Origin of the sequence: Cnuibacter physcomitrellae, assembly GCF_014640535.1 — a bacterium.
Lineage (GTDB): Bacteria > Actinomycetota > Actinomycetes > Actinomycetales > Microbacteriaceae > Cnuibacter > Cnuibacter physcomitrellae.
In genome coordinates this window covers 2,770,329-2,795,992 of the sequence record NZ_BMHD01000001.1, presented here as the reverse complement: position 1 = coordinate 2,795,992, position 25,664 = coordinate 2,770,329, and the positions used below count along the sequence as shown (strand labels likewise).

Here is a 25,664-nt window from a genome sequence, read left to right as displayed (position 1 = left end):
CCTATCGGGACTTCTTGCGGGTGCCGAGGAGCAGCGGCACCAGGAGGATGACGGTCACCGCGACGACGACGAGGCTCGACGAGGCGGAGATGGTGGGGTCGAGCTCGAAGGTGACGCTGTTGTACATCTGCACGGGCAGCGTCTGGAACGTCGGAGACCGGAGGAAGAGGGCGATGACCACCTCGTCGAACGAGGTGACGAACGCGAAGATCGCGCCGGTGACGATACCCCGGCTGATGAGGGGCAGCGTGACCCGGAGGAACGACCGGAACGGCGTGGCGCCGAGCGAGGCGGAGGCGCGCAGCAGTCGCTTGTCGAAGCCGCCGAGCGCGCTCGACACCGAGACGAGGACGAACGGGACGCCGAGCGCGGCGTGGGCGAGAACGTAGCCGAGCACGGTCCCGGTGAGGTGCCACTGCAGGAAGGAGATGTAGACGGCGACCGCGATGACGATCGCCGGCGTGACCATCGACACCATCAGCAGGGTCCGCAGGAAGGCCGCGAACCGCCCGGCCAGGTTGTTCAACCCGATGGCCGCCGCCGTCCCCACGACCGTGGCGATGGCTGCCGCCAGCACGGCGACGAGCAGCGAGTTGCCGAGCGACCCGATCCACGCCTTGTTCGTGAAGAAGTTCTCGTACCAGCGGAAGGACAGCTCCTTCGGCGGGAACTCGAAGGCCGCGCTCGAGCTGAAGCTCAGCGGGATGACCACCAGCGTCGGGAGGATGAAGTACAGGGCGACCAGGATGCCGATCGTGACGAGCCACCACGGCACCGGGTCGACCCGGCGGTACCGGGGTCGGCGGACGCGGCCGGGACGCGCGGGATCTGCGACCGCCTCCCGGGCGAGGCCGTCGACCGCGTCGAGGCCGTTCCGGCCGTCGACATCGTCGAGCGAGGTGGTCATGCGTCCTCCTTTGTGCGGGACGTGCGCGACGTCGAGACGACGCCTATGGCCGAGATCGTGCCGCCCACCCGGTTGGCCCAGGCGACGAGCACCAGCGTGACCACGAGGACGAGCATCCCGAGCGCTCCGGCGCCGGCGAAGTCGAGCAGCTGGGTCGTGCGCTGCGCGAGCAGCTGCGCGATGAGCGACTGCTGGGGCGAGCCGAGCAGCGCGGGGGTGACGTAGAAGCCCAGGCTGAGGGTGAACACCAGGATGAGCCCCGACACCACTCCTCCCCGCGACAACGGCCAGTAGATCTTCCAGAAGGCCACGAGCGGGGACGAGCCGAGCCCGCGAGCCGCGAGGAGGAGCTTCCGGTCGATGCTGCCGAGCGAGCTGAACAGGGGCAGCACCATGAACGGCAGCAGGACCTGGCTCATCGCGATGGTCACCCCGACCACGCTGCCCTGCAGCACGACGTCCCCTGCGCCGAAGAACTCCATCACGTTCGACACCGGTCCACCCCGCTGCAGGATGATGATCCACGCGAAGTTGCGCGCCATCACCGACGTCCAGAACGGGAGGAGCACGATCACGAGGAGCACGGCCCGAGCTCGCGGCCCGACCCTCGTCATCAGGTAGGCGTACGGATAGCCGAGCAGGAAGGCCACCACGGTGACGACCGCGGCGGTGGCCGCCGTCCTGCCGAGCACCGTCATGGTCACCCCGTCGGTGAACAGCGACGCGTAGTGGTCGAGGGTGAAGCCGGGCAGCCCGAAGCTGCGGATGAGGCTCTGGATGAGCGGCACCAGGAGCACCACGGCGAGGAGCGCCAGTGCGGGCACCAGCAGCAGCCACGAGGGCCGTGGTCGGCGGATCGGTCGTGAGGTCGTCGTCATGGGTCCCGTCATCCGTTCACGATGGTGCTGAGCTGGTCGGCTGCCTCTTGGAGGAGCTGGACCAGGTGGTCCGACTCCTCCGGCGGCAGCATGGTCGTCGTGCCGAGCACGGCCATGGACGCCTGGACGTCGTTCTCCCCGAAGACCGGGGCGGCGACGGAGGCGAGACCGACACGGCCGAGGTCGGCCCAGGCGACCCTGGTCCGACGCACGAGCGCCAGCTCGGCGTTCTCCCGCCGCACCTCGTCCGCCTCCATCCCCGACTGCAGCCGGGCGAGCACCGCGGGGTCGGACTGGAAGGCGAGCAGCACGCGGGACTGCGCCGCCTTGCGCTCGAGCACGGTGCCCACGCGGACGGTGAGCACGATGGTCCCCGCGTTCGCCTCCTCGACGAGGGCCACGACCGCACCCGATCGGCCGAGGAAGCTGAGCACCGCCGTCAGCCCCGTCTGGTCGGAGAGGTGGCGGAGGACGGCCGGGGCGAGCGAGAGGATCTGCTGCCGGCCGGACACCAGCCCGGAGAGCTGGTCGATGAGCGGGCCGGGTCCGTAGGACGGGCTGAGGAAGCCCGAGGACTGCAGCGAGAGCAGGTACCGGTGGGCGGTCGTCCGGTTGAGGCCCAGTCGCTCGGAGACCAGGGCGGGCGTGAGCGCCCGCGTCTTCTGGTCGAACAGCGCCAGGACGGCGGCGGCGCGCTCGATCGACTGGATGCCGCCGCGCTCCGACTCCTGCAGGGCGATGACGGGGGAGCCGTCGGACTGTTCGCCGGGATCGGACATGAGCCTCACCTCCTCATCGAGGGTCACGGGTCGTGGACTCGTTCAGTAAAGCAATCCGCTGTTCATAATGCAATCCCTAATTCCGCATTACGAACCAATGAGTCGGCGCAGGACCGGCAGCTTGCGGATTTTCGGCTAGACAGGCGGTCTTTGAGTCCATATGCTGAACGCCACGCACGCATTCCGAACACAAGGAGGTCCTCGGATGCTCGTCGCCGACGACATGACCACACCATCCCCCGCGCTTCTCAAGGTGCTCGACGGAGCAGTCGACCTGCACGTGCACTCGGGGCCGAGCCCCTTCCCGCGCCGGCTCAACCACGTCGAGGCGTCCTACGACGCCGCGCGGATCAACATGCGGGCGATCCTCATCAAGTCGCACCACCACAACACCGTCATGGACCTGCTGGCCATGCAGGACCAGTTGAAGGACGCCCCCACGCCCGCGTACGGCGGGGTCGCCCTCAACTCCGAGGTCGGCGGGATCAACCCCTCCGCCGTGGCCGTCGCGATCCAGATGGGCGGGCGTGCCGTGTGGGGCCCGACCGTGTCGGCGGGTCAGCACATCCGCGCGCACAGCCACGACGACGGCTTCCCCACCGCGGGAGCGAACCTCGAGGAGAAGGAGGAGTCGATCTGGGACGCGGACGGCAACGTGTCGGCCGAGACCGTGCGCGTGACGCAGCTGATCGCCGAGGCCGACATCATGCTCTCCGGCGGGCACCTCGACGCGGAGTCGATGAAGGCGTTCTTCGCCACCGCGAAGGAGAACGGGGTGCGGAGGCTCCTGCTGCACCACCCCGACTTCATCATCAACGCCAGTCAGGGCGACGTGGAGGAGATGATCGGCTACGGCGCCTTCGTGGAGCACGAGCTCTCGATGTACCACCCGGCCGTCGAGGCGCCCGGCTTCCCGATCCAGCAGCTCGTCGACTGGATCGAGCGGATCGGCCCCGAGCGCACGGTCATCGACTCCGACCTCGGCCAGAAGATCAACCCGCTGCCCGTCGACGGCTACATCTACGTCATCCAGCAGCTCCTCGACCACGGCGTGGCCGAGAAGGACATCCGCCAGATGATCTGCCGCAACACCGCGTTCCTCCTCGGCCTCGAGGAGACGAACTGATGCGCGCTGCGGAGCAGGTGGTGATCAGCACGGCGATCACCGGTTCGGTGAACGTGCCGTCGCAGAGCGACTATTTGCCGCTCAGCGCCGACGAGATCGTGGCGTCGGCTCTGGAGGCGGTCGAGGCGGGGTCCGCGATCATCCATCTCCACGCGCGCCACCCGGACGGACGCCCCGCTTGGGAGGCGGAGGTCTACGAGGAGATCGTGCCCCGCATCCTCGAGCAGACGGATGCGGTGATCAACATCACCACGGGCGGCTCGTCGGCCATGACGATGGATCAGCGCCTGGCCGGCGCCCTCCGGTTCGCACCCGAGCTGGCCTCGCTCAACATGGGCTCGATGAACTTCGTCTACTCCGGCATCGCCGATCGGATCGACGACTGGAAGTACGACTGGGAGAAGCAGTACGTCCTCAACACGTACTCGCATCCGTTCATCAACTCGTTCGACCGCATCGAGCACACGCTGCGGGAGCTGGGCGAGGGTCTCGGGACGCGCTTCGAGTTCGAGTGCTACGACATCGGGCACCTCTACTCCCTGGCCTACTTCGTCGACCTCGGTCTCGTGAAGCCGCCGTTCCTCATCCAGGGCGTCTTCGGCATCCTCGGCGGCATCGGCGCCGACCACGCGAACCTCACCCACATGGTCGCCATCGCCGACAAGCTGTTCGGCGACGACTACTTCTTCTCGGCCTTCGCCGCGGGACGCCACCAGATGCAGTTCGCCACGCACAGCGCCTGGCTCGGCGGCAACGTCCGGGTCGGGCTCGAGGACAGCCTGTGGATCGGCAAGGGCCGACTCGCCACGAGCAACGCCGAGCAGGTGCGGAAGATCCGCGCCGTGGTCGAGGACCTCGGCCGTCCGATCGCGACGCCCGACGATGCCCGCCGGATGCTCGGCCTCAAGGGCCGCGCCGGCGTCACCCTCTGACGCGCCTGTCGCGCCATCCCCTGCGCCCGACCGGCGCCCGTCGACCAAGGAGATCCCATGACCATGTACGCCGCAGACGACATCCGGTCGCGCCTGGCGACCGGCCCGCAGCCCGCCAGGGCCGTCGACCCGTCCACCCCGATCAAGCCCGCCCAGTGGATCGCGTTCCACGACCACGAGCCGACCGAGCGCAGCGCCTCGGGCGGCGTCACCTGGATCGCGCGCGCCGCGAACCTCGTCATCGCCTACTCGGAGGCGAGGGCGGGCGAGGTGCTGTCCCGCACCGGGCAGCCCGACGAGTACACGGTGCTCCTCACCTCCGACAGCGCGGCGGTCCGCGTGATCGCCGGCGAGCAGTCCGCGGAGGTCGACGAGGAGGCGCTGGTCGTGGTGCCGCCCGGCGACAGCGCGGTCGAGGTGCTGTCGGACGGGCCGGTGATCCGTCTCTTCTCGACCGAGGCGTCGGACCTCGTCGCGGCGTCGTTGAACGCCGAGGCGTACGCCGAACCCGACCTCAGGGCCACGCCGGTCACGCCGTGGCCGGACCCGGTCGGCGGATTCGTGCTGCGGGTGTACCCGCTGGCCGAGACCCCGATCGCCGAAGGCCGGTTCGGGCGGATCTTCCGCACCACCACCGTCATGGTGAACTTCCTCGCCGAGGAGCCCGCCCCGCGGAACCCGGAGAAGCTCTCACCCCACCACCACGACGACTTCGAGCAGATCTCGCTGGCGGTCAAGGGCCGGTTCGTCCACCACATCCGCTACCCGTGGGGGCCCGACTCCACGCAGTGGCGAGCCGACGAGAGCCGTGAGATCGGAAGCCCGTCGATCTGCGTCATCCCGCCGCCCACCGTGCACACCACCCAGGGCGTCGGCGAGCACCAGCAGCTGATCGACATCTTCTCCCCGCCGCGCGACGACTTCTCGGACGCCGGCTGGGTGCTGAACGCCGAGGAGTACCCGGCGCGATGACGACGCTCCCCCTCCGCACGAGCCTGTTCCGGCAGGCGCTCGCGCAGACCGACGGCCCGGCGCTCGGCACCTGGGTGAAGCTGCCCGCCGTCGAGAGCGTCGAGCTCATGGCGCTGGCCGGGTTCGACTTCGTCGTCATCGACCTCGAGCACTCGGCGATGAGCATCGAGACCGCGTTCCATCACATCGGTGTCGCCCTCCTCACCGGCGTCTCGCCGATCGTGCGCGTGCCCGCCCTCGACGGCGGCATCGTCCAGCGTCTGCTCGATGCGGGCGCCGAGGGCATCATGGTCCCGCACGTCGACACGGCGGACCAGGCGGCGGCCGCCGCCCGTGCCGTCCGGTTCCCGCCGCGCGGCACCCGCGGGGTCGGGAGCACCAGCCGGGCCGGCGCCTGGGGCGCTGTCTCCCGGGAGGAGTACCTCCGCTACGGGCAGGAGGAGGTCGTGCTCATCGCCCAGATCGAGAGCGCCGAGGCGGCACGGAACGCGGCGGCGATCGCCGCGGTGGACGGAGTCGACGCGCTGCTGATCGGCGCCGCCGACCTCTCGACCAGCGAGGGCAAGACGGAGGCGCATCCGGATGTGGTGGCCCTGATCGAGGGAGCCGTGCGCGACTCCCTCGCTGTGGGCGTTCCCGTCGGGAACGCCGGTGGGGCCGCGGCGTCGGCCGTCCAGGGCTCGGCAGACGCCGGGTACGCCTTCACCCTCATGAGCAACGACGCGAGCATGCTGGGTGCGGCGGCGGCCGCCGCCGTGACGGCGGGTCGGTCGATCCGTGCGCGCTCGGCCCGCACCACGGACTCAGCGCAGACAGCAGGAGGAGAACGATGACGGACGAAGGACGCACGACCGGACTGCTCGAGGGCAAGACCGTGCTGATCGTGGGCGCGAGCGCGGGGATCGGCGCCGACTCGGCGCGGGTCCTCGCCCGGCACGGCGCCCGCCTCATGCTCGCGGCCCGCACCCGAGAGCCGCTCGACCGGATCGCCGACGAGCTCACGGGCACGGGAGCGGACGTCGACGTCGTCACCGGCGACATCAGCGTCGCCGACGATGTGGCGCGGCTCGTGGACGCCACGGTCGCACGCTTCGGCGGACTCGACGGCGCCTTCAACAACGCGGCGATGACGCAGGCGGGGCGGCTCGACGAGGTCTCGGAGGCGGACTTCGACCGCATCCTGCAGGTGAACGTCAAGGGCACGTGGCTGTGCCTGCGCGAGGAGCTGCGCGTCATGCGCGCCGCCGGATCGGGTTCGATCGTGAACGTCAGCAGCATCGGCGGGCTTCGGGGCAGCTCGGGCATGGGCGCGTATCAGGCGACGAAGCACGCCGTGATCGGACTCACACGCACCGCCGCCCACGACAACGGGCCGGTCGGAGTGCGTGTCAACGCGCTGGCCCCTGGCCCCACCGAGACGCCGATGCTGCAGCAGACGCGCGAGGCGATCCCCGGCGGCGTCGAGGCGCGCATCGCCGCCACTCCCCTCCGCAAGGCGGGGACCGGCAGCGAGGTCGGCGAGGCCGCCGCCTGGCTGCTCAGCGATCTCGCGAGCCACATCAGCGGTGTGGTGCTCCCCGTGGACGGAGGATTCAGTGCCTGACGCCCTCGCCGACGCCGTCGGCACGCTGCGGCTGCCCGCCCGCATCCACGTCGGGTACGGGGTGCGGCAGCAGATCCCCGCGCTCCTGGCCGAGCACGGTCGACGTGTGCTGGCCGTGGTCGATCCCTTCCTCGCGACCTCACCCGACTTCGTCGCCCTGCTCGCGTCGCTCGAGGCGACGGGCCTCGAGGTCACCACGCACACCGGCGTCCTGCCGGAGCTCCCGGTCGGATCCCTCACCGCCTCCGCGGAGGCCGTGGCCGACACCGACCCCGAGGTCGTGCTGGCCTACGGCGGGGGAAGCGCGATCGATGCGGCCAAGCTCATCGCGACGCTCCTGGCCCACGGCGGGCCCCTCAGCCGGTTCTACGGCGAGAACGCCGTGCCGGGCCCCATCCGCCCGATCGTCGCCGTTCCGACGACCGCCGGCACGGGATCGGAGGTGACGCCGGTGGCGGTCGTGTCCGATCCGGACAGGGAGATGAAGATCGGCATCTCGAGCCCGTTCCTCGTGCCCGTCGCCGCCGTGGTCGATCCGGAGCTGACGCTCGGAGCGCCGCCGTCGGTCACGGCCCACTCCGGGATCGACGCGCTCGTGCACGCGCTCGAGTCGTACACCGCGGCCGCGGTGCCGCTCGACTGGACGGGGCAGCTGCCGCTGTTCACCGGCCGCAACGTGCTCGCCGCGCCGCTCGCCCTCGAGGCGATCCGGCACATCGCGCCCTTCCTCGCGCGCGCGGTGCGGGACGGCTCCGACCGGGAGGCCCGAGCGCAGGTGGCGCTCGGCAGCCTCCTCGCGGGGATGGCGTTCGGCCCCACGGGCACGCACCTCTCGCACGCGCTGCAGTACCCGATCGGCGCGATCACGAAGACGCCCCACGGGCTGGGCACCGGGCTCATGATCCCGTACGTGCTGCAGGCCGCGGTCGCCGTCGTGCCGTCGCGCCTGGCGGAGATCGACCGGGTCCTCGGCGGCACCGAGCCCGACGACTCGGTGGCCGCGCAGGATGCGGTGGACCGCATCGCCGATCTCTGCCGGGAGGTCGGCATCCCGTCGAGCCTGGCCGAGATCGGCGTCGAGGAGACGCAGCTCGAGCACATCGCCGAGCTCGCCCTGAACTCGAAGCGGCTCGTCGGCATCTCGCCCGTCGGCGCCGATCCCGGCGTGCTCCTCTCGATCCTGCGGGCGGCCCACTCCGGCCACCGCTCGCTCCTCGACTCCTCGGTCCATCGCGGCCGCTGACCCCCGATTTGGAAGACGACATGACGAACACCTTCAGAGCGGCCCTGTACATCGACGGCGAGTGGCGGGAGGGCGGTGACGGCGGGACCTTCGCCGTCGTCGACCCCGCCGACGGCAGCACCATCGCGGACTTCCCCATCGCGACGAGCGCCGACTGCCTCGCCGCTGTCGAAGCGGCCGCCGCCGCGCAGGAGGGCTGGGCGGCCACCCCGCCGCGCGTGCGCAGCGAGCTCCTCCGCGCTGCGTACGACCTGCTCACCGAGGAGGTCGAGCTGTTCGCCGAGATCATGGTGCGCGAGAACGGCAAGTCATGGTCGGATGCGATGGGCGAGGCGAACTACGCCAAGGAGTTCTTCCGCTGGTTCGCCGAGGAGGCGGTGCGCATCCCGGGCGACTACCGCCTCTCCCCCGCCGGCGACAAGCGGATCGTCGTCGACCGTCAGCCGATCGGGGTGTCGCTCCTCATCACTCCGTGGAACTTCCCCGCGGCCATGGCCACCCGCAAGCTCGCGCCCGCGCTGGCCGCGGGCTGCGCAGTCATCCTGAAACCCGCCCGCGAGACGCCGCTCACCGCCGCGTACATGGTGGAGGTGCTCGAGCGCGTGGGCGTGCCGCGGGGAGTGGTGGGCCTCGTCACCCCCGTGCCCACCGGGCCGCTCGTCGCCGAGATGCTCGCGCATCCGGCGGTGCGGAAGCTCTCGTTCACCGGATCGACGGAGGTGGGACGCGAGCTGCTCCACGCCTGCGCCGACACGGTGGTGAGCGCGTCGATGGAGCTCGGCGGCAACGCTCCGGTGATCGTGCTGCCGGGCGCCGACCTCGACACGACCGTGCCCGAGGCGCTCCTGGCCAAGATGCGCAACGGCGGCTCGGCCTGCACCGCCGCCAACCGGTTCTACGTGCACTCGAGCCTCCACGAGGAGTTCGTGCGACGGATGGCCGAGGCGCTCTCGAGCGTGTCGGTGGGGTCGGGGCTCGACCGGTTGAACCAGCTCGGGGCGCTCGTGTCGGTGCGCGAGCGCGACAAGGTCGCCGCACTCGTCGACTCCGCGGTGTCGGAGGGCGCCACCGTCGTGACGGGCGGGCACAGCTCGGAGACCGGGGCCTTCTACGACGCGACCCTCCTCACGGGCGTGCGGCACGGATCCGAGATCAACGCCACCGAGATCTTCGGCCCGGTGACCGCCGTCGTGGCGTACGACGAGGTCGACGACGCCATCCGGATGGCGAACGACACCGAGTTCGGCCTCATGGCCTACGTCTTCGGCGAGGAGCGGGAGGCGATGGCGGTCGCCCGTCGGCTCGAGTCGGGCATGGTCGCGGTGAACCGCGGTGTGGTGAGCGACCCGGCGGCGCCGTTCGGCGGCGTGAAGCAGAGCGGACTCGGCCGCGAGGGCGCGAGCGAGGGGATCCTCGAGTTCCTCGAGGAGAAGTACATCGCGCTGACGGCGTGAGGACGTGCGGATCTGACACTCGTGGTGGGCTGACGGGCTCCGAGGGCACCACGAGTGTCAGATCCGCGGCACCGCGCGCGCTCTCCTCGCCTCCGAAGTCCCTCCGAGGGCCGGCGCTGGGCGCCGTGTGCCCCTAGCGTGGAGGGACGACGAAGGGAGCATCCGATGACGTTCCTCCTCATCCTGGGCGGCTTCGCCCTTGTGCTGGCAGCGATCGGAGCGGTCATGGCCGTGCGTCAACGCCGGGCACGTGACCACGTCGAGCACCTCGATCCGCGTGACGTCCCTGGACGCGGCCACACCGACGGGCAGGCGGCCTCCGGGGTCGGCCACCACGTGCGCGGCACCGGCCAGGGCATGGGCAGCGGATTCTGAGCGCCGGCTCGATCGGAGCGCCACGGCGCGCGCCGGGCTAGCGTGAGGGGATGACGGCAGCGTGGACGGAGCACGTGCTCTGGTGGCAGGTGTATCCGCTCGGGTTCGTCGGCGCGGAGATCCGGCCGGAGTCGCCGACGAGCGAGGTGACCCACCGGCTCGACCGGATCGTGGGGTGGCTCGACCATGTGATCGAGCTCGGACTGAACGGCCTCCAGCTCGGTCCGGTGTTCGCGTCGACGTCGCACGGGTACGACACCGTCGACCACTTCACCGTCGACCCCCGGCTCGGTGACGGCGACGATCTCGACCGGCTTCTCGCGGAGGCGAGGGCTCGCGGCATCCGGGTGCTGCTCGACGGGGTCTTCAACCACGTGAGCCGAGCGCATCCGTGGTTCGCGGACGTCGAGGCTCGCGGGCCCGAGTCGGAGTACGCCGACCGGTTCCGGATCGACTGGGACGACGCCCCGGGGTGGCACCCCGGCGACGCCGTGCCGGCCCAGGTCTTCGAGGGGCACGACGCGCTCGTCGTGCTGAACCACGACTCGGAGGCCGTGCGCGACCACGTCGTCGAGATCATGTCGCACTGGCTCGATCGCGGGATCGACGGCTGGCGCCTCGACGCGGCCTACGCCGTGCCCGCCTCCTTCTGGGCGGCGGTGCTGCCACGGGTGCGCGAACGGCATCCGGAGGCGTGGTTCAGCGGCGAGGTCATCCACGGGGTCGGCGGCGACTTCGTCGTGGAGTCCACCATCGACTCCCTCACCCAGTACGAGCTGTGGCAGGGGATCTGGCACTCGCTGTCCGACCGGAACCTGTTCGAGCTGGCGCACGCCGTGGAGCGCGGCAACGAGCTGCTGCAGCACTCGATCCCCTCGACGTTCATCGGCAACCACGACGTCACGCGGATCGCCTCCGCGGTCGGCGCCGAGCTCGTGCCGCACGCGGCCGCCGTGCTGTTCACCGTGGCCGGCGTGCCGTCCGTCTACGCGGGCGACGAGTACGCGCACCTCGGCGTCAAGGAGGCTCGGCTCGGGGGCGATGACGCGGTTCGACCGGAGTTCCCGTCGACGCCGCCCGCTCCCGGCGAGCTGCCCCCGGAGGCCGCCGCCGTGCTGCGCGCACACGAGCAGCTCGTCGCGGTGCGCCGTCGGCATCCGTGGCTGCACAGCGCCCACACCGACGTGGTCGAGCTGCAGAACGAGTGGATCGTGCTCCGCACGGCCACCGGGAGCGGTGCGGTCGTCACCGCGCTCAACCCGTCTGCGGAGCCGCGGCGGCTCCCCGTGGGCGGCCCGCACGTCCCGATCGCGGGCGAGGCGACCACCGAGGGTGACGACCTGATCATCCCGCCGGGCGGCTGGCTCGTGGCCGAGCCCGCGGAGTAGCGCGGGCCCCCTCCCGGCGACTCGCGTCGCGTCCGGGCACCCTCGTCGAGTCGCGAGATCCCGCCCTTCGTGCGGCCGGAAGAGGGCGAGAAGTCGTCACTCGGCGCCACCGCGGGGGCAGCGGCGTGCTGCTGCGCCGGGCGTCAGGACGCGGGCAGGTGCGCCTCGTCGTAGGCGGACTGGCGGGCGGCGACCTCGTCGCGGTGATCCTGCGACCACAGCTTGAGCTGCCGCACGGTCGAGTGGAGCGAGAGCCCGAGGGCGGTGAGCTCGTAGCTCACCGTGACCGGCACGGTCGGCGTGACGGTGCGCTCGACGAGACCGTCGCGCTCCAACGAGCGCAGCGTCTGCGACAGCATCTTCGGGCTGACCCCGGCCAGCACACGCGACAGCTCCGAGTAGCGCATCGGTCGCGGCTCGCCGTCGCAGTCGGGGCCGCTGCCGAGGGCGGACAGCACGAGGGTGACCCACTTCCCCGCGATCCGGCCCAACAGCTGATGGCTCGGGCACGCCGACAGGAACGCGTCGTACTCGGTCTTGGCCTGCGCCCGCTTCTCGGCCGCCGTCAGCGTCGCCATCCCACTCCTCGGGTATCTACGCACTTTCGGGTAACTGCTTCCGAAAGGATAGCGCCTGCCGCAGAGTACTGGAGGCCGTTCGATCCGCGAGCGGCCGGAAGGACACCCCATGGACACCGACACGACACCGACGATCCCCACCACGACGACCGATCTCCCGGGCGGACTCTGGTCGCTCGGCGACAGGAGCCTGACCCGCTTCGGCTACGGCGCGATGCAGCTCGCCGGTCCCTTCGTCATGGGGCCGCCGAAGGACCACGACGCAGCGATCGCCGTCCTCAGGGCCGCGGTCGAGAGCGGCATCACCCACATCGACACCTCCGAGTCGTACGGTCCGAAGATCGTCAACGAACTGATCCGCGAAGCCCTGCATCCGTACGCACCCGATCTCGTGATCGCCACGAAGGTGGGCGGGCGCCGGGATGCTCGGGGCGGCTGGCCGACGGCCCGGAAGCCCGACGAGCTCCGCCGCCAGATCGACGACAACCTCGAGACGCTTGGCCTCGAGCACCTCGACCTCGTCCACCTGCGGATGGGCGACGCCACCGGCCCCGCCCCCGAGCCGGTCGAGGAGGCCTTCGCGACGCTCGTGGACCTGCAGCGGCAGGGGCTCATCCGCCATCTGGGCCTCAGCAACGCCACAGCCGAGCAGGTGGCGGAAGCCCAGTCGATCGCGCCGATCGTCTCCGTCCAGAACGCCTACAACCTCGCCACCCGGAACGACGACGAGCTGATCGACAGGCTGGCCTCCGAGGGGGTCGCGTACATCCCCTTCTTCCCGCTCGGCGGGTTCAGCCCGCTGCAGGCTCAGGCGCTCTCGGCGGTGGCGGAGCGCGTCGGGTCCGCGCCCCTCCCGGTGGCGCTGGCCTGGTTGCTCCAGCGCTCGCCGAACATCCTGCTCATCCCGGGCACCTCGTCCGTCGAGCACCTCCGCGAGAACATCGCCGGCGCGGCGACCGTCCTCTCGGAGGACGACGTCCGCGAGCTCGACGCCATCGGCACACGCCCCTGACGGCGGGTGCCGAGCCCGGTCTTCGCGGGTGGGCCTACGCTGGAGACGCCGCGGGCCTGCCCAGACAGGACCGGATCGTATATGATCTGAGCGAGGTCGCGCCGGCGGCCGGAAGCGAAGGGGCTCATGAGCGACGCCATGCCATCCACAGGTCAGGACGACGGACGCTTCGCCGCGTTGCCGGTCCGCCCGGGCAAGATCATCGCCGTGCACCTGAGCTACGCGTCGCGGGCCGACCAGCGCGGCCGACGCCCCGCCGCGCCGTCCTACTTCCTCAAGCCGTCGAGCTCGGTCGCCGCCGACGGCAGCACCATCGAGCGGCCCGACGGCACCGAGCTGCTCGCCTTCGAAGGCGAGATCGCGCTCGTCATCGGCGAGCCGGCGAGATGGGTGAGCGCAGCGGAGGCGTGGAGTCACGTCGGCTGGATCACCGCGGCGAACGACTTCGGCATCTACGACTACCGGGCGAACGACAAGGGCTCGAACGTCCGATCGAAGGGCCGCGACGGCTACACGCCGATCGGGCCGGCGCTGATCGACGCGAGCACCGTCGACCCCGCCGCCATCCGGCTGCGCACCTGGGTCGACGGCGCCCTCGTGCAGGACGACACGACCGCGGGCCTGATCTTCCCCCTGGCCCAGATCGTGGCCGACCTCAGCCAGCACCTCACCCTGGAGACAGGCGACGTCATCCTCGCGGGCACCCCCGCCGGGTCGAGCGTCGTCGTCCCCGGGCAGACCGTCGAGGTCGAGGTCGACGTGCCGGATGCGCCCGGCTCACCCGCCAGCGGCCGCCTCGCGACCACGGTCGTCGCGGGGGCGGGCGGCTTCGACCCCGCGCTCGGTTCACTGCCGGCCGTCGACGACGCCCAGCGGGCGGATGCCTGGGGCTCCGCCGAGGCCGCCGGCTTCGCGCCCGAGACCCCCGCGGATGCCGCCCCGGCCCTCGATCCCGACCTCAAGGAGAGGCTGCTCCGCGCCCCCGTGGCCGGGCTCTCCCAGCAGCTGCGCAAGCGCGGGCTGAACAACGTCACCATCGACGGCGTCCGCCCGATGCATCCCGAGCAGAAGCTCGTCGGCGTGGCCCGGACCCTCCGCTTCGTGCCGAACCGCGAGGACCTCTTCGACAGCCACGGCGGCGGCTACAACGCGCAGAAGCGCGTCTTCGACGCCGTCGGCGCGGACGAGGTGGTGGTCATCGAGGCGCGCGGCGAGGCCGGATCGGGCACGCTCGGCGACATCCTCGCCCTCCGCGCCCAGGCGAACGGCGCCGCGGGCATCGTCACCGACGGCGGCGTACGCGACTACGACGCGGTCGCCGCCGTCGGCATCCCGGTCTACACCGTCGGAGCGCACCCTGCCGTGCTCGGGCGCAAGCACGTCCCCTGGGAGGGCGACGTGGCCGTCGCGTGCGGGGGCACCACCGTGCTGCCCGGCGACATCCTCGTCGGCGACTCCGACGGCGTGATCGTGATCCCCCCTGCCCTGGTGGAGACGGTCGTGGATGCGGCCCTCGCACAGGAGGAGGAGGACGCCTGGATCGCCGAGCAGGTGAGGGCGGGCCACCCCGTCGACGGGCTCTTCCCCCTGAACGCCGAGTGGCGGGCCCGGTACGAGAGCGAGCGCGGCCGATGAGCCTCGAGACGGCGCCCGCGGGCAGCAAGTCGGAGCAGGCGTACGCCTGGATCCGCGAGCGCATCCTCGCCCATGAGTACCAGCCGGGGTTCCGTCTCGTGCTCCAGACCATCGCCGACGCCCTCGACATCAGCGTCGTGCCCGTGCGCGAGGCGATCCGCCGCCTCGAGGCGGAGGGGCTCGTCTCGTTCGAGCGCAACGTGGGGGCGCGCGTCGCCCTCATCGACGAGAGCGAGTACGTCCACACGATGCAGACCCTCGGACTCGTCGAGGGCCTCGCCACGGCGCTGTCGAGCCCCCTGCTGCACCCGGCCGACCTCGATCGGGCCTCGGCGGTGAACGAGCGGATGCACGCCCTCCTCGACGACTTAGATCCGCACGAGTTCACCCGCCTCAACCAGGAGTTCCACTCGGTGCTCTACGAGCCGTGCCCCAACCCGCACGTCCTCGACCTCGTGCACCGGGGCTGGGGGCGGCTCGCCGGGATCCGCGACTCGACGTTCGCGTTCGTGCCCGGACGCGCGACCCACTCCGTCGACGAGCACGTCGAGATCCTCGACCTCATCCGCGACGGCGCCGATCCGCTCGACATCGAGCTCGCCGCCCGCCGCCACCGCTGGCGCACGATGGACGCGTTCATCGCCGCGCGCCACGGCGGCGAGCACCCCGGCTCCTAGTCAGGACGATCGCCGCCGCGACGACCGGGCTCACACCCGACGCGCTCGACCTCGACCGGCCCTGATCACGCCTCCGGCGAGGAGGAGCAGCAGGGCGGCTCCGGCGAGCGCCACGGGGACCTCCGCCCCCGTCTCGGCGAGCGTCGTCGACGGCTTCTCCTCGCCGGCAGGGCCTGCCGGGCTCGTCCCGGACGCCGCAGCGGCGACCTGGATGTCGTTCCACCCGAGGAGGTTGTCCTCGGAGTCGGTGACGGCGAGCCGGTGGGCACCCGCGGGGATGTCCGCCGGGAGGGCGAACGTGACGTTCCCCGCCGCATCCACCACCTCGGTGCCGAGCGGCGTGGGCGTGGAGAACAGCCAGCCGTTGACCGGCTCCCCCGGCGCGGCCAGCTCGCCGACGTTCACCGTGACGGTTCCTCCCGCCACGGCGGACGGGGGGACGCCGATCCCCCCTCGGAGCTCCTCCGTGAGGTTCTCGGGCAGCGGCGCCCGCGGTGCCGTGGGTACCGGGTCCGTGCCGGTGCGGGTCGTGAACGTGGTGATCGCGGGCTCGCTGGTTCCGAACCATCCGGCTGAGGGGCTGAAGTAGCTGACCGTCAGAGTCGCCGTGTACGTCGTGTCTGGCTTCAGACCGTTGGCGTAGCCGATGGTGCCGTCGATCGCCGAGCTCGCGGTCTCGTAGACGTCCACCCCGTCGTCCAGGATGAGCCGGTAGCTGATCGAGGCCCTCTCCGTCGGTCCGGGCTGGGCCGGGATCGCGTCGTTGACGTTCCTCACGCTCAGGGTGACTCCCGACCACCCGGCGTCGACCGCATCGATGAGGGGCGCACTGACCGTGTCCGGGATGACGAATCCATACCCGGTCACCGCGGCGTCGCCGCCGGGGCCGTAGGCGGTGACGACCACTCGATAGAGGCCCGGAGCCAGGTCCGTGAAGTCGAAGCTCCCGGGCGTCCCCCTCTGCTGCGTGGTGGTCTCCCCCGTGGAGTCGCGCGTGATGGCGGCCTCGAACGTGTCGACCGGGCCGCCGTCCTCCGAGTCGGAGGCCGCACCGGCCCTGACCTCGATGGATGCCGTGCTCTTCCCGATGGCGATCCCGCCGATCACCGGGGCGGCGGGGACCCTCTCGACCGTGCCGGTCGACGGCAGTCCGAGATCCTCCGCGGATGCGGCCAGCGGCGTGCCGATGGCCAGGGCCGCCGTCAGCGCGACGGCTGAGAGCACGGCGCCGACGCGATGCCGGGCGCGTGAGAAGGACTGCTGTGACATGGGTCTGTCTCCTGTACGGGTGTCGGTGCGGGACGCAGCGGCAGCGGGGCAGACCCGGTCCCGAGCCGACTGTATCCACCCGCTCGACTCGTTCCCCCGCGAGAGTCGATTCCCATACAAGCCCGGACAGCGCTCCCTGATCGGGGTCGTCCGGGCTCGCGTCGAGGTACGCGAGGATGTCTCCAGGACAGTCGACGTCGGAGGAAGCGTGAAGGGCCCTGAAGCTGCGAGCACACACCGTGAGGTGGCTGAGCCATCGATCGCCGAGGGCCTGCAGGCACTCCGCGAGCAGGCGGGCGCTGTCACCTATGCGGAGATCGCGGCGAGGATCTCGCGGCTCCGCGCGGAGCGGTCCGGCGGTGCGGGCTTCGAGGTCTCCAGGTCCACGGTCTACGACGCCTTCCGTCCCGGGCGGACGAGACTGAACCCCGACCTCGTGGTCGACATCGTCCTGAGCCTCGGGGTCAGCCCCGAGGACGCCGAAGGCTGGCGTGAGCGCTGCACCACGACCCGACCGGCCGTCGCTCGCTCCCCCTCGCGGAGCGCCCCGTCCGACTCGGTCGCCGGACCTCAGCCGACGCCTCCCTCGCCGCCCGCGCCTGCCGGCCGGGCCGCTCCGACCTGGACCGGGAGGCAGCGCCTCCTGCTCGTCGCGGCGACGCTCCTCGCCGCCATCGCGGTGAACCTCGTCGGCGGGGAGCTCGTGATCTGGCTCGAGCTCCCTCTCTTCCTCGACATGATCGGCACGGCCGTCGTCGCCATAGCCCTCGGCCCCTGGTACGCCGTGGCCACCGCCGTCGTGACCCAGTTCGCCGCTGTTCCCCTGCATGGCACCTCGGCGGGCCTCCCGTTCACCCCCGTAGCGATCGTCGGCGCGCTGATCTGGGGGTACGGTGCCCGGCGGTGGGGCCTCGCCCGAAGCCTGCCGCGATTCCTGCTGCTGAGCGTCGTCGTCGCCCTGGCGTGCACGATCGTCGCGGTGCCGATCACCGCCGCCGTCTTCGAGGGATACAGCTCGCACGTCGCGGCGAACTCCCTGACCGATCGCTTCCAGACCGTCGGCGAGAACCTCGTGCTCGCCGTGGCCTCGTCCAACCTCACCGCCTCCGTCCTGGACAAGCTCATCGCGGGGTTCGTCGGCCTCGCCCTCGGAGTCCCCCTGCTCTCGACGTTCGCCTCACCTCCACGGGAGCCCTCGTCCCCATGACGTGACCCGCCCTCGTCACCGGCATCCCTTGATCGCTCCACGCGGATCGTATACGATCTAACACAGACGGCTTCGGCAGAGCAGCCCGCCGTCCTCAGAAGGGATCCGCGCCATGACCACCCGACACATCCCCGCCGATCTGCCCGACCACATCCAGCACTACATCGGCGGCCGGTTCGTCGACTCGGTCGACGGCGACACCTTCGAGGTGCTCGATCCGGTGACGAACGAGACGTACCTGCGTGCGGCGGCGGGCAAGAAGGACGACATCGACCTCGCCGTGGCCGCCGCCCGTGAGGCCTTCGTGAACGGGCCGTGGCCGCGGATGCTCCCCCGCGAGCGTGCGCGCATCCTGCACCGCATCGCCGACATCGTCGAGTCGCGCGACGCGCGCCTGGCCGAGCTGGAGAGCTTCGACTCGGGGCTGCCGATCACGCAGGCGCTCGGCCAGGCGCGACGCGCCGCCGAGAACTTCCGCTTCTTCGCCGACCTGATCGTCGCCCAGGCCGACGACGCGTTCAAGGTGCCCGGGCGGCAGATGAACTACGTCAACCGCAAGCCGATCGGCGTCGCCGGGCTCATCACGCCGTGGAACACGCCGTTCATGCTCGAGTCGTGGAAGCTCGGCCCGGCGCTCGCCACGGGCAACACCGTCGTGCTGAAGCCCGCCGAGTTCACGCCGCTCTCGGCGTCGCTCTGGGCCGGGATCTTCGAGGAGGCCGGACTGCCCGAGGGTGTGTTCAACCTCGTCAACGGCCTCGGCGAGGATGCGGGCGACGCGCTGGTGAAGCACCCCGACGTCCCGCTCATCTCCTTCACCGGCGAGAGCCGGACCGGGCAGATCATCTTCGCCAACGCCGCGCCCTACCTCAAGGGGCTGTCGATGGAGCTCGGCGGCAAGAGCCCCGCCATCGTGTTCGCGGACGCGGACCTCGAGGCCGCCATCGACGCCACGATCTTCGGCGTCTTCTCCCTGAACGGCGAGCGCTGCACCGCGGGCAGCCGCATCCTCGTCGAGCGCCCGATCTACGACGAGTTCGTCGAGCGCTACGCCGAGCAGGCGAAGCGCGTCGTGGTCGGCGACCCCCAGGATCCGGCCACCGAGGTCGGTGCGCTGGTGCATCCGGAGCACTACGAGAAGGTCATGAGCTACGTCGAGATCGGCAAGGGCGAGGGCCGCCTCGTCGCCGGCGGCGGCCGGCCCGAGGGCTTCCCCACCGGCAACTACGTCGCACCGACGGTGTTCGCCGACGTCCCGAAGGAGGCGCGGATCTTCCAGGAGGAGATCTTCGGCCCGGTCGTCGCGATCACCCCGTTCGACACGGAGGAGGAGGCCCTCGAGCTCGCCAACGGCGTGCGCTACGGCCTCGCCGCCTACGTCTGGACGAACGACCTCAAGCGGTCGCACAACTTCGCACAGGCCATCGAGGCCGGCATGGTGTGGCTGAACAGCAACAACGTGCGCGACCTCCGCACGCCCTTCGGCGGGGTGAAGGCCTCGGGCCTCGGCCACGAGGGCGGCTACCGCTCCATCGACTTCTACACCGACCAGCAGGCGGTGCACATCACCCTCGGCAAGGTGCACAACCCCACCTTCGGCAAGTCCGCCCCGATCACCCCCGAGTCCCGCGAGGAGCTCGAGGAGGCGACCGAGGACTCCGACAACTGAAACCGGCACCCCTCTCCACGACGCAAGGACGCGCATCCATGAGCACCGACAAGACCCTCACCTCCGCCGGGTACTACACCAGCCAGGAGGCGCCCATCTCCGCGGCGAACGCCTTCCCGACGCCGACGGCCACGCCGCCCGACGTGCTGCGCTGCGCGTACATGGAGCTCGTCGTCACCGACCTCGCCGCGTCGCGGCAGTTCTACGTCGACATCCTCGGTCTGTACGTCACCGAGGAGGACGACGAGGCGATCTACCTCCGCTCGACCGAGGAGTTCATCCACCACAACCTCGTGCTGCGGAAGGGCGACGTCGCGGCCGTCGCCGCCTTCTCGTACCGCGTGCGTGCGGCGGAGGACCTCGACCGGGCGGTGGAGTTCTTCGGCGAGCTCGGCTGCGAGGTCCGGCGCAACCCCGACGGCTTCGTCAAGGGCATCGGCGACTCGGTGCGCGTGGTCGATCCGCTCGGCTTCCCGTACGAGTTCTTCCACGCCACCGACCACGTCGAGAGGATGAGCTGGCGCTACGACCTGCACATCCCCGGCGAGCTCGTCCGGCTCGACCACTTCAACCAGATCACGCCCGACGTGCCGCGCGCCGTGCGCTACATGCAGGACCTCGGCTTCCGGGTGACGGAGGACATCCAGGACGACGAGGGCACCGTGTACGCAGCGTGGATGCGCCGCAAGCCCACCGTCCACGACACCGCGATGACGGGCGGCGACGGCCCGCGCATGCACCACGTGTGCTTCGCCACCCACGAGAAGCACAACATCCTGTCGATCTGCGACAAGCTCGGCGCGCTGCGCCGCTCGGACGCGATCGAGCGCGGACCTGGACGCCACGGGGTCTCGAACGCCTTCTACCTCTACCTCCGCGACCCTGACGGGCACCGTGTCGAGGTCTACACGCAGGACTACTACACGGGCGACCCCGACAACCCCGTCATCACCTGGGACGTCCACGACAACCAGCGCCGCGACTGGTGGGGGAACCCCGTCGTGCCGTCCTGGTACACCGACGGATCGCTCGTGCTCGACCTCGACGGCAACCCCCAGCCCGTGGTCGCGCGGACCGACTCGAGCGAGATGGCGGTCACCATCGGCGCCGACGGATTCTCCTACACCCGACCCGACGACGACCCGGCCGATCTGCCGGAGTGGAAGCAGGGCGAGTACAAGCTGGGGAACCAGCTCTGATGGCGCTCTCCGCTTCCCAGATCACCGCCATCGCCGACGAGCTCGCCGCCGCCGAGCGCGACCGCACCACCGTGCCCCGGCTCACCTCCCGCTACCCCGACATGACCGTCGAGGATTCCTACGCGGTGCAGAACGAGTGGCGCCGCCGCGGCGTCGCGGCCGGACGACGGCTGGTGGGCCGCAAGATCGGTCTCACGTCGAAGGTCATGCAGGCCGCGACGGGCATCACCGAACCCGACTACGGCGCGATCTTCGCCGACCAGGTGTTCGAGAACGGCGCGGTCATCGAGCACTCGCGGTTCTCCAACGTGCGGATCGAGGTCGAGCTCGCCTTCGTGCTCTCCGCGCCGCTCGAGGGCCCCTCCGTGACGGTGTTCGATGTGCTGCGCGCGACTGAGTACGTCGTGCCCGCCCTCGAGATCCTCTCCTCGCGGCTCGAGATGGAGGGGCGCACGATCGTCGACACCATCAGCGACAACGCCGCCCTCGGGGGCATGGTCTACGGCGGCAACCCCGTCGCTCCGGATGCGGTCGACCTGCGCTGGGTCTCGGCGCTGCTCTACCGCAACGAGGTGATCGAGGAGTCCGGCGTCGCCGCCGCGGTCCTCAACCACCCCGCCACCGGGGTGGCGTGGCTCGCGAACAAGCTCGCCCAGCACGGCGACCGGCTCGAGGCGGGCGAGATCGTCCTCGCCGGGTCGTTCACGCGGCCGATGTGGGTGCATCCTGGGGACACCGTGCTGGCCGACTACCGCGACCTGGGGACGATCACATGCCGCTTCATCTGATCCCGACGCTGCGCGACGCGCTGACGTCGGCCTCCCCCCGTGCCCTCACGGGGATCTGGGTCTGCTCGGGTTCGACCGTCAACGCCGAGATCGTCGCCGGGTCGGGCACCGACTGGGTGATGATCGACATGGAGCACGCGCCCCAGGGCCTCGAGACGGTGCTGCAGATGCTCCAGACCGTCGCCGCGCATCCGGTCACCCCCGTCGTGCGGGTGCCCATCGGCGATCCGGTGCTCATCAAGCAGGTGCTCGACCTCGGTGCGCAGAACCTGCTCGTGCCGATGGTGTCGTCCGCCGAGCAGGCCGCGTCGCTCGTCGAGGCCGTGCGCTACCCGCCGCGCGGCGTCCGCGGCGTGGGCTCGGCCCTCGCACGGTCGGCACGCTGGAACCGGGTCGACGACTACCTCGTGAACGCCGACCAGCACGTGTCGCTGTTCGTGCAGGTCGAGACCGCGGCGGCGGTCGACGTCGCCGGCGAGATCGCCGCGGTCGACGGGATCGACGGCGTCTTCGTCGGGCCCGCCGACCTCGCGGCGTCGATGGGGCTGCTCGGCCAGCAGACGCATCCAGACGTCGTCGCCGCGGTGCACCGGGCGTTCGCCGCGGTGCTGGCTGCCGGCAAGCCGGTGGGCGTGAACGCCTTCGACCCCGCGGTGGCGCAGGGGTACATCGACGCCGGCGCGACGTTCGTGCTGGTCGGCGCGGACGTCGCCCTCCTCGCCCGCGCGACCGAGTCCCTCGCCGCCCGCTTCGCGCCCCCCGCCCCCTCTGCCGACGGCTCGCGCCCCTCGTACTGACCCCGGGTTTGTCCACTTTTCCGTCGCCTTTCGCCGGATTCGCGACGGAAACCTGGACAAAGCCGGGCCTTCGGGCGGGGTGGGCGCGGGGCGCTCAGCGCTCGGCGGACGGGTCGACCGCGGACGGGTCGATCACGGTGAAGTGCGCGGCCTCGGAACGGACGCCGTTGGCCTGGACGGTGACGACGTGCGGACCGGGGTAGTAGGTGCGCGTGGTGATGCGGCGGAAGGAGTGCGTCTTCGAGACGGTGACGCTCTCGCCGGGGCGAAGTCTCCGCGACGCGAGCTTGAAGGTCTTCGGGCTGACAGTCCCGTTGAAGCGCTGGAACCCGATCGAGTAGTCGATCGCCACCGTCGCATCCTCGTCGTCGTCGTTGGTGACCCGCGCGGTGAAGGTGAGCGCATCCTCGTGCAGGCGCACGAAGGTCTCCTGCACCTGCGGCCGATCGACCCGAAGCCTGTCGCCGGAGAAGCCCACCAGCGCCAGGGCGTCCGGGTCGGCCTTCTTGATCAGCGTCCGCAGCCCATGGCGGATGACCCAGGGCGTGTCGGCGGACGGATCCGCCGCCCACCCTCGGGCGGTCGTCGTCACGAGCGCCGGATCGATCCGGCTGAGGTCGTTGAGATGGTTGGCCACCGATCGACGGACGTACACGGCCGGGTCTCGATGCAGCGCGTCGAGGATGCCCTGCGTCGCGTCCGGATGCGCGACGAGCCAGGGGACGCGCTTCGCCCACGGCAGGAAGGCCCTCGTGCCCTCGCTGGCGAGGCGTCTCACGTGCTCGTTCTCGTGCCCCGTCCAGCCGCGGATGATCCCCAGAGCCCGCTCCGGCCGGGCGAGGAGCATGTCGCGGATCGCGAACTCGCTGCTCAGCCGCGTCGTCAGCAGCGCCAGGACGTCGAGTCCCCCGTCGAAAGCGGCCGTCGAGCCGTCCTCCAGCGCACGTGCGGCGACGACCTCCGTGACGGGCCAGATCATCCAGCCCTCGAAGTCCGGCACCGACAGCACTCCTTCGACGACCTGGCGCGCCGCGGGGAACCCGCCGGGGAGATCGGCGAGCATCGCGTCGCGGACGAGATCGACGCGGTCTCGGAGACGACGCCCCTCGAGGGAGGCCCGGACGTCGGACAGCTCCGAGAGCTCGAGCGCCGGCTCCACCGAGCGCACGGCGGACCGGAGGCGGTCGACCACCTCAGGACCGATCAGCTCGTCCATCGCTCCCATGACGACCCCCTCCCGGTGGCAATGTTGTCCTCAAGGACAGTATCAGACTGTAGTGTCGCCGGGGACACTATGGCTTGAGGTCACTACAGTCGTGACATGGCCTCGAGCTCAGACTCCGACTCCGCCCGCCCGCGACGGGCGAGCGACTTCCCCTACCGCTCCGAGCTGCTCGCCAATCTGAGCGCCCTGATCCTCCTCTGGGACTCGCCCGCCCTCCAGGGCGAGATCCTCGCGAAGACCGGGGAGAGCATCGACCAGCAGTCTCACGCGACCCTCCGACATCTGCTCGCCTGGGGCCCGATGCGCCCCACCGCCCTCTCGAACGTGCTCGCGACCGGCGCCTCGCACGTGAGCAAGATCGTGCGACGCCTCGAAGCCGACGGCCTCGTGCAGCGCACGACCGACCCCTCCGACGGCCGGGCGACCCTCATCAGCCTCACGACGGCCGGGGAGGAGGCCGCGCACAGCGTCTACGAGCTCGGCGATCGCATGATCGCCGAGGTCCTCGACGGATGGTCGGACGACGACGTGCGGGAGTACACCGGCCTGACCGTGCGGTTCGTCCAGGACGCGATCGCGTCGGCCGAGCGGATGCTCGAGAGAGGACTGCTGCCCCTCAAGAAGTGAGTCCTCTTCTTGATGTCCTGACGGACAGTACTCGTGATACTGTCCGTCAGGACATCATCGAACGAAGGAGAGGACACCCATGTCACACACCGATCGAGATCGCCTCGACGGCCGACGCGCCCTGGTCACCGGCGGGACGAAGGGGGCGGGGGCGGCCGTCGTCGCGCGACTGCGCGAGCTGGGTGCGGATGTGTACACGTCCGCACGATCGATGCCGGAGGGTCACGCGCATCCGGACAGGTTCATCGGCGCCGACACCTCCACCGCCGAGGGCACCGACCGCGTCGCCGCCGTGCTCACCGAAGCCGGTGGCGCCGACATCGTCGTGCACGTCGTCGGAGGATCGTCGACCCCCGTCGGCGGATTCGAGGTCATCTCCGACGAGCAGTGGCTCGTCGAGCTGCAGCTCAACCTCCTCGGCGCCGTCCGCCTCGACCGCGCGCTCATCCCCGGCATGATCGCGAGGGGATCCGGAGTCGTGGTGCACGTCACCTCGATCCAGCGGCAAATGCCGCTCTGGGAGTCGACGCTCCCGTACGCGGCCTCGAAGGCGGCGCTCCGCACGTACAGCAAGGGGCTCGCCACCGAGCTCGCGCCGAAGGGCGTGCGCGTCAACGCGATCAGCCCCGGCGGCATCAGGACCGAGGCGACGGAGGTCTTCTACGACCGGATCGCCGAGGCGGACGGCGTGAGCCGCGAGGCCGCGGCGCAGCAGGTCATGGACTCGCTCGGCGGCATCCCCCTGGGGCGCTTCGCCGAGACCGAGGAGATCGCGGACCTCGTCGGATTCCTGGTCTCCGACCGGGCCTCCGCGATCGTGGGCGCGGAGCTCGTCATCGACGGCGGGACGGTTCCGACCGTCTGACACCGAGCTCCGGCACGACGAAGAGGCTGCCCCCGGGGAGGAGGCAGCCTCTTCGTGCAGCTGGTCGCCGCCGTCTCGCTACGCGAAGTCGAGCCGGACGATCCGCCCCTCCTCGTCGAGGCGGAACCGGTACTCGAGCTCGACCACTCCGCCGGGGAAGTCGCCCTCGAGCCGGAACGACGCCCCGACCATGCCGTCGTCCTCGCGCCCGCGGAGGAACGTGAGGGTCGTGGTGAACAGGTCGATCGAGCCACGGACCCAGCCGCGGATCTCGTCGAGGCCGCGGTAGGTGTGCCCCTCATCCGAGACCACCGCCTCGTCCGCGAACAGCGCCTCGACCCCTGCTGCGTCGCGCCCCTGCCACCCGTCCACGAACCCATGGACAGCCGCGGGCAGCTCCTCGTACTCCAGTGCCTTGCTCATCGTCGTCTTCCCTTCTCGGTGCGATAAACCGTCCTA

Annotated in this window: 26 protein-coding genes; 19 read left to right on the top strand and 7 right to left on the bottom strand. The window is 70.9% G+C overall.

Going from position 1 to position 25,664, the window contains the following annotated elements:
• Position 1: 1 nt before the first annotated feature.
• Genes IEX69_RS13160 through IEX69_RS13150 form a run of 3 tightly spaced genes read right to left on the bottom strand, consistent with a single transcriptional unit; the run spans position 2 to position 2,564 of the window.
• Positions 2 to 907, bottom strand: coding sequence for an ABC transporter permease (locus IEX69_RS13160; RefSeq protein WP_085017786.1), 906 nt, complete (start codon positions 905 to 907; stop codon positions 2 to 4).
• A complete protein-coding gene (locus IEX69_RS13155; RefSeq protein WP_085017785.1) occupies positions 904 to 1,785 on the bottom strand; it encodes an ABC transporter permease in 882 nt (293 codons plus the stop codon). Before IEX69_RS13155 ends, IEX69_RS13160 begins: the two co-directional genes overlap by 4 nt.
• 8 nt (positions 1,786 to 1,793) lie before the next feature.
• Entirely contained in the window at positions 1,794 to 2,564 is a 771-nt protein-coding gene (locus IEX69_RS13150) for an IclR family transcriptional regulator (protein WP_157127050.1), read from the bottom strand.
• Between the two features lie 205 nt (positions 2,565 to 2,769).
• Here IEX69_RS13150 and IEX69_RS13145 point away from each other — a divergent pair, with 205 nt between their 5' ends.
• The 9 genes from IEX69_RS13145 to IEX69_RS13105 all read left to right on the top strand — a co-directional run bounded on the left by IEX69_RS13145 (position 2,770) and on the right by IEX69_RS13105 (position 11,657).
• Positions 2,770 to 3,690 carry a DUF6282 family protein gene (locus IEX69_RS13145; RefSeq protein WP_217348650.1) on the top strand — a complete coding sequence of 307 codons (921 nt, stop codon included), beginning with the start codon at positions 2,770 to 2,772 and terminating at the stop codon, positions 3,688 to 3,690.
• The gene (kce, locus tag IEX69_RS13140; protein WP_085017783.1) at positions 3,690 to 4,622 is read left to right on the top strand and encodes a 3,5-dioxohexanoate:acetyl-CoA acetone transferase; all 933 of its coding nucleotides are present in this window, start codon (positions 3,690 to 3,692) and stop codon (positions 4,620 to 4,622) included. The genes IEX69_RS13145 and kce overlap by 1 nt, the downstream gene beginning before the upstream one ends.
• Before the next feature lie 57 nt (positions 4,623 to 4,679).
• A complete protein-coding gene (locus IEX69_RS13135; protein ID WP_085017782.1) occupies positions 4,680 to 5,594 on the top strand; it encodes a cupin domain-containing protein in 915 nt (304 codons plus the stop codon).
• Positions 5,591 to 6,427, top strand: a complete 837-nt coding sequence (locus IEX69_RS13130) for an HpcH/HpaI aldolase family protein (protein WP_085017781.1) — start codon at positions 5,591 to 5,593, stop codon at positions 6,425 to 6,427. The genes IEX69_RS13135 and IEX69_RS13130 overlap by 4 nt, the downstream gene beginning before the upstream one ends.
• Complete coding sequence (locus tag IEX69_RS13125; protein ID WP_085017780.1) at positions 6,424 to 7,197, top strand: SDR family NAD(P)-dependent oxidoreductase; 774 nt, start codon at positions 6,424 to 6,426, stop codon at positions 7,195 to 7,197. The genes IEX69_RS13130 and IEX69_RS13125 overlap by 4 nt, the downstream gene beginning before the upstream one ends.
• Positions 7,190 to 8,440: an iron-containing alcohol dehydrogenase gene (locus IEX69_RS13120; protein ID WP_174604360.1), complete on the top strand. Its 1,251-nt coding sequence runs from the start codon at positions 7,190 to 7,192 to the stop codon at positions 8,438 to 8,440. The genes IEX69_RS13125 and IEX69_RS13120 overlap by 8 nt, the downstream gene beginning before the upstream one ends.
• Before the next feature lie 20 nt (positions 8,441 to 8,460).
• Positions 8,461 to 9,894 carry an NAD-dependent succinate-semialdehyde dehydrogenase gene (locus IEX69_RS13115; protein ID WP_085017778.1) on the top strand — a complete coding sequence of 478 codons (1,434 nt, stop codon included), beginning with the start codon at positions 8,461 to 8,463 and terminating at the stop codon, positions 9,892 to 9,894.
• 165 nt (positions 9,895 to 10,059) lie between these two features.
• Positions 10,060 to 10,269 (top strand): hypothetical protein, encoded by a 210-nt coding sequence (locus tag IEX69_RS13110; RefSeq protein WP_085017777.1) that lies wholly within the window; start codon positions 10,060 to 10,062, stop codon positions 10,267 to 10,269.
• A gap of 50 nt (positions 10,270 to 10,319) precedes the next feature.
• On the top strand, positions 10,320 to 11,657 hold the full coding sequence (locus IEX69_RS13105) for an alpha-amylase family protein (protein WP_085017776.1): 1,338 nt from the start codon (positions 10,320 to 10,322) through the stop codon (positions 11,655 to 11,657).
• A 143-nt stretch (positions 11,658 to 11,800) separates the two neighbouring features.
• On the opposite strand, the gene IEX69_RS13100 is transcribed toward IEX69_RS13105, so the two are convergent.
• Positions 11,801 to 12,235 (bottom strand): winged helix-turn-helix transcriptional regulator, encoded by a 435-nt coding sequence (locus IEX69_RS13100; protein ID WP_085017775.1) that lies wholly within the window; start codon positions 12,233 to 12,235, stop codon positions 11,801 to 11,803.
• A 109-nt stretch (positions 12,236 to 12,344) separates the two neighbouring features.
• On the opposite strand from IEX69_RS13100, the gene IEX69_RS13095 reads away from it, so the two are divergent.
• The 3 genes from IEX69_RS13095 (at position 12,345) to IEX69_RS13085 (ending at position 15,559) form a co-directional block, all read left to right on the top strand.
• The gene (locus IEX69_RS13095; protein WP_085017774.1) at positions 12,345 to 13,247 is read left to right on the top strand and encodes an oxidoreductase; all 903 of its coding nucleotides are present in this window, start codon (positions 12,345 to 12,347) and stop codon (positions 13,245 to 13,247) included.
• A gap of 138 nt (positions 13,248 to 13,385) precedes the next feature.
• On the top strand, positions 13,386 to 14,882 hold the full coding sequence (locus tag IEX69_RS13090) for a fumarylacetoacetate hydrolase family protein (RefSeq protein WP_174604359.1): 1,497 nt from the start codon (positions 13,386 to 13,388) through the stop codon (positions 14,880 to 14,882).
• Positions 14,879 to 15,559 carry a GntR family transcriptional regulator gene (locus tag IEX69_RS13085; RefSeq protein WP_085017772.1) on the top strand — a complete coding sequence of 227 codons (681 nt, stop codon included), beginning with the start codon at positions 14,879 to 14,881 and terminating at the stop codon, positions 15,557 to 15,559. Before IEX69_RS13090 ends, IEX69_RS13085 begins: the two co-directional genes overlap by 4 nt.
• 30 nt (positions 15,560 to 15,589) lie before the next feature.
• Here the strand turns inward: IEX69_RS13085 and IEX69_RS13080 are convergent, their stop codons facing one another.
• Positions 15,590 to 16,828, bottom strand: a complete 1,239-nt coding sequence (locus tag IEX69_RS13080) for a hypothetical protein (RefSeq protein WP_085017771.1) — start codon at positions 16,826 to 16,828, stop codon at positions 15,590 to 15,592.
• A 244-nt stretch (positions 16,829 to 17,072) separates the two neighbouring features.
• Between IEX69_RS13080 and IEX69_RS13075 the strand changes: the two genes are divergently transcribed.
• From IEX69_RS13075 to IEX69_RS13055, 5 genes are all read left to right on the top strand, one after another.
• On the top strand, positions 17,073 to 18,035 hold the full coding sequence (locus IEX69_RS13075) for a helix-turn-helix domain-containing protein (RefSeq protein ID WP_085017770.1): 963 nt from the start codon (positions 17,073 to 17,075) through the stop codon (positions 18,033 to 18,035).
• Between the two features lie 112 nt (positions 18,036 to 18,147).
• Complete coding sequence (hpaE, locus tag IEX69_RS13070) at positions 18,148 to 19,704, top strand: 5-carboxymethyl-2-hydroxymuconate semialdehyde dehydrogenase (protein ID WP_085017769.1); 1,557 nt, start codon at positions 18,148 to 18,150, stop codon at positions 19,702 to 19,704.
• A 38-nt stretch (positions 19,705 to 19,742) separates the two neighbouring features.
• Complete coding sequence (gene hpaD / locus IEX69_RS13065; RefSeq protein WP_085017768.1) at positions 19,743 to 20,903, top strand: 3,4-dihydroxyphenylacetate 2,3-dioxygenase; 1,161 nt, start codon at positions 19,743 to 19,745, stop codon at positions 20,901 to 20,903.
• The gene (hpaH, locus tag IEX69_RS13060) at positions 20,903 to 21,691 is read left to right on the top strand and encodes a 2-oxo-hept-4-ene-1,7-dioate hydratase (protein ID WP_085017767.1); all 789 of its coding nucleotides are present in this window, start codon (positions 20,903 to 20,905) and stop codon (positions 21,689 to 21,691) included. Before hpaD ends, hpaH begins: the two co-directional genes overlap by 1 nt.
• Positions 21,676 to 22,488 (top strand): HpcH/HpaI aldolase family protein, encoded by an 813-nt coding sequence (locus tag IEX69_RS13055; protein ID WP_085017766.1) that lies wholly within the window; start codon positions 21,676 to 21,678, stop codon positions 22,486 to 22,488. The genes hpaH and IEX69_RS13055 overlap by 16 nt, the downstream gene beginning before the upstream one ends.
• Before the next feature lie 94 nt (positions 22,489 to 22,582).
• Here the strand turns inward: IEX69_RS13055 and IEX69_RS13050 are convergent, their stop codons facing one another.
• Positions 22,583 to 23,713 (bottom strand): DNA alkylation repair protein, encoded by a 1,131-nt coding sequence (locus tag IEX69_RS13050; protein WP_085017765.1) that lies wholly within the window; start codon positions 23,711 to 23,713, stop codon positions 22,583 to 22,585.
• A gap of 96 nt (positions 23,714 to 23,809) precedes the next feature.
• On the opposite strand from IEX69_RS13050, the gene IEX69_RS13045 reads away from it, so the two are divergent.
• Together IEX69_RS13045 and IEX69_RS13040 are read left to right on the top strand one after the other, a co-directional pair.
• Positions 23,810 to 24,340, top strand: a complete 531-nt coding sequence (locus IEX69_RS13045; RefSeq protein ID WP_085017764.1) for a MarR family winged helix-turn-helix transcriptional regulator — start codon at positions 23,810 to 23,812, stop codon at positions 24,338 to 24,340.
• 79 nt (positions 24,341 to 24,419) lie between these two features.
• The gene (locus IEX69_RS13040) at positions 24,420 to 25,205 is read left to right on the top strand and encodes an SDR family oxidoreductase (protein ID WP_085017763.1); all 786 of its coding nucleotides are present in this window, start codon (positions 24,420 to 24,422) and stop codon (positions 25,203 to 25,205) included.
• Positions 25,206 to 25,283: 78 nt separating this feature from the next.
• Here IEX69_RS13040 and IEX69_RS13035 read toward each other — a convergent pair whose 3' ends face one another.
• A complete protein-coding gene (locus IEX69_RS13035; RefSeq protein WP_085017762.1) occupies positions 25,284 to 25,628 on the bottom strand; it encodes a nuclear transport factor 2 family protein in 345 nt (114 codons plus the stop codon).
• Positions 25,629 to 25,664 lie beyond the last annotated feature (36 nt).

Excerpts from the sequence above, each read along its gene's own strand:
- IEX69_RS13110 (WP_085017777.1), top strand. The coding sequence starts at position 10,060 with ATGACGTTCCTCCTCATCCTGGGCGGCTTCGCCCTTGTGCTGGCAGCG.
- IEX69_RS13125 (WP_085017780.1), top strand. The coding sequence starts at position 6,424 with ATGACGGACGAAGGACGCACGACCGGACTGCTCGAGGGCAAGACCGTG.
- IEX69_RS13145 (WP_217348650.1), top strand. The coding sequence starts at position 2,770 with ATGCTCGTCGCCGACGACATGACCACACCATCCCCCGCGCTTCTCAAG.
- IEX69_RS13130 (WP_085017781.1), top strand. The coding sequence starts at position 5,591 with ATGACGACGCTCCCCCTCCGCACGAGCCTGTTCCGGCAGGCGCTCGCG.
- IEX69_RS13095 (WP_085017774.1), top strand. The coding sequence starts at position 12,345 with ATGGACACCGACACGACACCGACGATCCCCACCACGACGACCGATCTC.
- IEX69_RS13045 (WP_085017764.1), top strand. The coding sequence starts at position 23,810 with ATGGCCTCGAGCTCAGACTCCGACTCCGCCCGCCCGCGACGGGCGAGC.
- hpaH (WP_085017767.1), top strand. The coding sequence starts at position 20,903 with ATGGCGCTCTCCGCTTCCCAGATCACCGCCATCGCCGACGAGCTCGCC.
- IEX69_RS13055 (WP_085017766.1), top strand. The coding sequence starts at position 21,676 with ATGCCGCTTCATCTGATCCCGACGCTGCGCGACGCGCTGACGTCGGCC.
- IEX69_RS13035 (WP_085017762.1), bottom strand. The coding sequence starts at position 25,628 with ATGAGCAAGGCACTGGAGTACGAGGAGCTGCCCGCGGCTGTCCATGGG.
- IEX69_RS13090 (WP_174604359.1), top strand. The coding sequence starts at position 13,386 with ATGCCATCCACAGGTCAGGACGACGGACGCTTCGCCGCGTTGCCGGTC.
- IEX69_RS13150 (WP_157127050.1), bottom strand. The coding sequence starts at position 2,564 with ATGTCCGATCCCGGCGAACAGTCCGACGGCTCCCCCGTCATCGCCCTG.
- hpaD (WP_085017768.1), top strand. The coding sequence starts at position 19,743 with ATGAGCACCGACAAGACCCTCACCTCCGCCGGGTACTACACCAGCCAG.
- IEX69_RS13115 (WP_085017778.1), top strand. The coding sequence starts at position 8,461 with ATGACGAACACCTTCAGAGCGGCCCTGTACATCGACGGCGAGTGGCGG.
- hpaE (WP_085017769.1), top strand. The coding sequence starts at position 18,148 with ATGACCACCCGACACATCCCCGCCGATCTGCCCGACCACATCCAGCAC.
- kce (WP_085017783.1), top strand. The coding sequence starts at position 3,690 with ATGCGCGCTGCGGAGCAGGTGGTGATCAGCACGGCGATCACCGGTTCG.
- IEX69_RS13085 (WP_085017772.1), top strand. The coding sequence starts at position 14,879 with ATGAGCCTCGAGACGGCGCCCGCGGGCAGCAAGTCGGAGCAGGCGTAC.
- IEX69_RS13100 (WP_085017775.1), bottom strand. The coding sequence starts at position 12,235 with ATGGCGACGCTGACGGCGGCCGAGAAGCGGGCGCAGGCCAAGACCGAG.
- IEX69_RS13105 (WP_085017776.1), top strand. The coding sequence starts at position 10,320 with ATGACGGCAGCGTGGACGGAGCACGTGCTCTGGTGGCAGGTGTATCCG.
- IEX69_RS13160 (WP_085017786.1), bottom strand. The coding sequence starts at position 907 with ATGACCACCTCGCTCGACGATGTCGACGGCCGGAACGGCCTCGACGCG.
- IEX69_RS13155 (WP_085017785.1), bottom strand. The coding sequence starts at position 1,785 with ATGACGACGACCTCACGACCGATCCGCCGACCACGGCCCTCGTGGCTG.
- IEX69_RS13050 (WP_085017765.1), bottom strand. The coding sequence starts at position 23,713 with ATGGGAGCGATGGACGAGCTGATCGGTCCTGAGGTGGTCGACCGCCTC.
- IEX69_RS13040 (WP_085017763.1), top strand. The coding sequence starts at position 24,420 with ATGTCACACACCGATCGAGATCGCCTCGACGGCCGACGCGCCCTGGTC.
- IEX69_RS13135 (WP_085017782.1), top strand. The coding sequence starts at position 4,680 with ATGACCATGTACGCCGCAGACGACATCCGGTCGCGCCTGGCGACCGGC.
- IEX69_RS13080 (WP_085017771.1), bottom strand. The coding sequence starts at position 16,828 with ATGTCACAGCAGTCCTTCTCACGCGCCCGGCATCGCGTCGGCGCCGTG.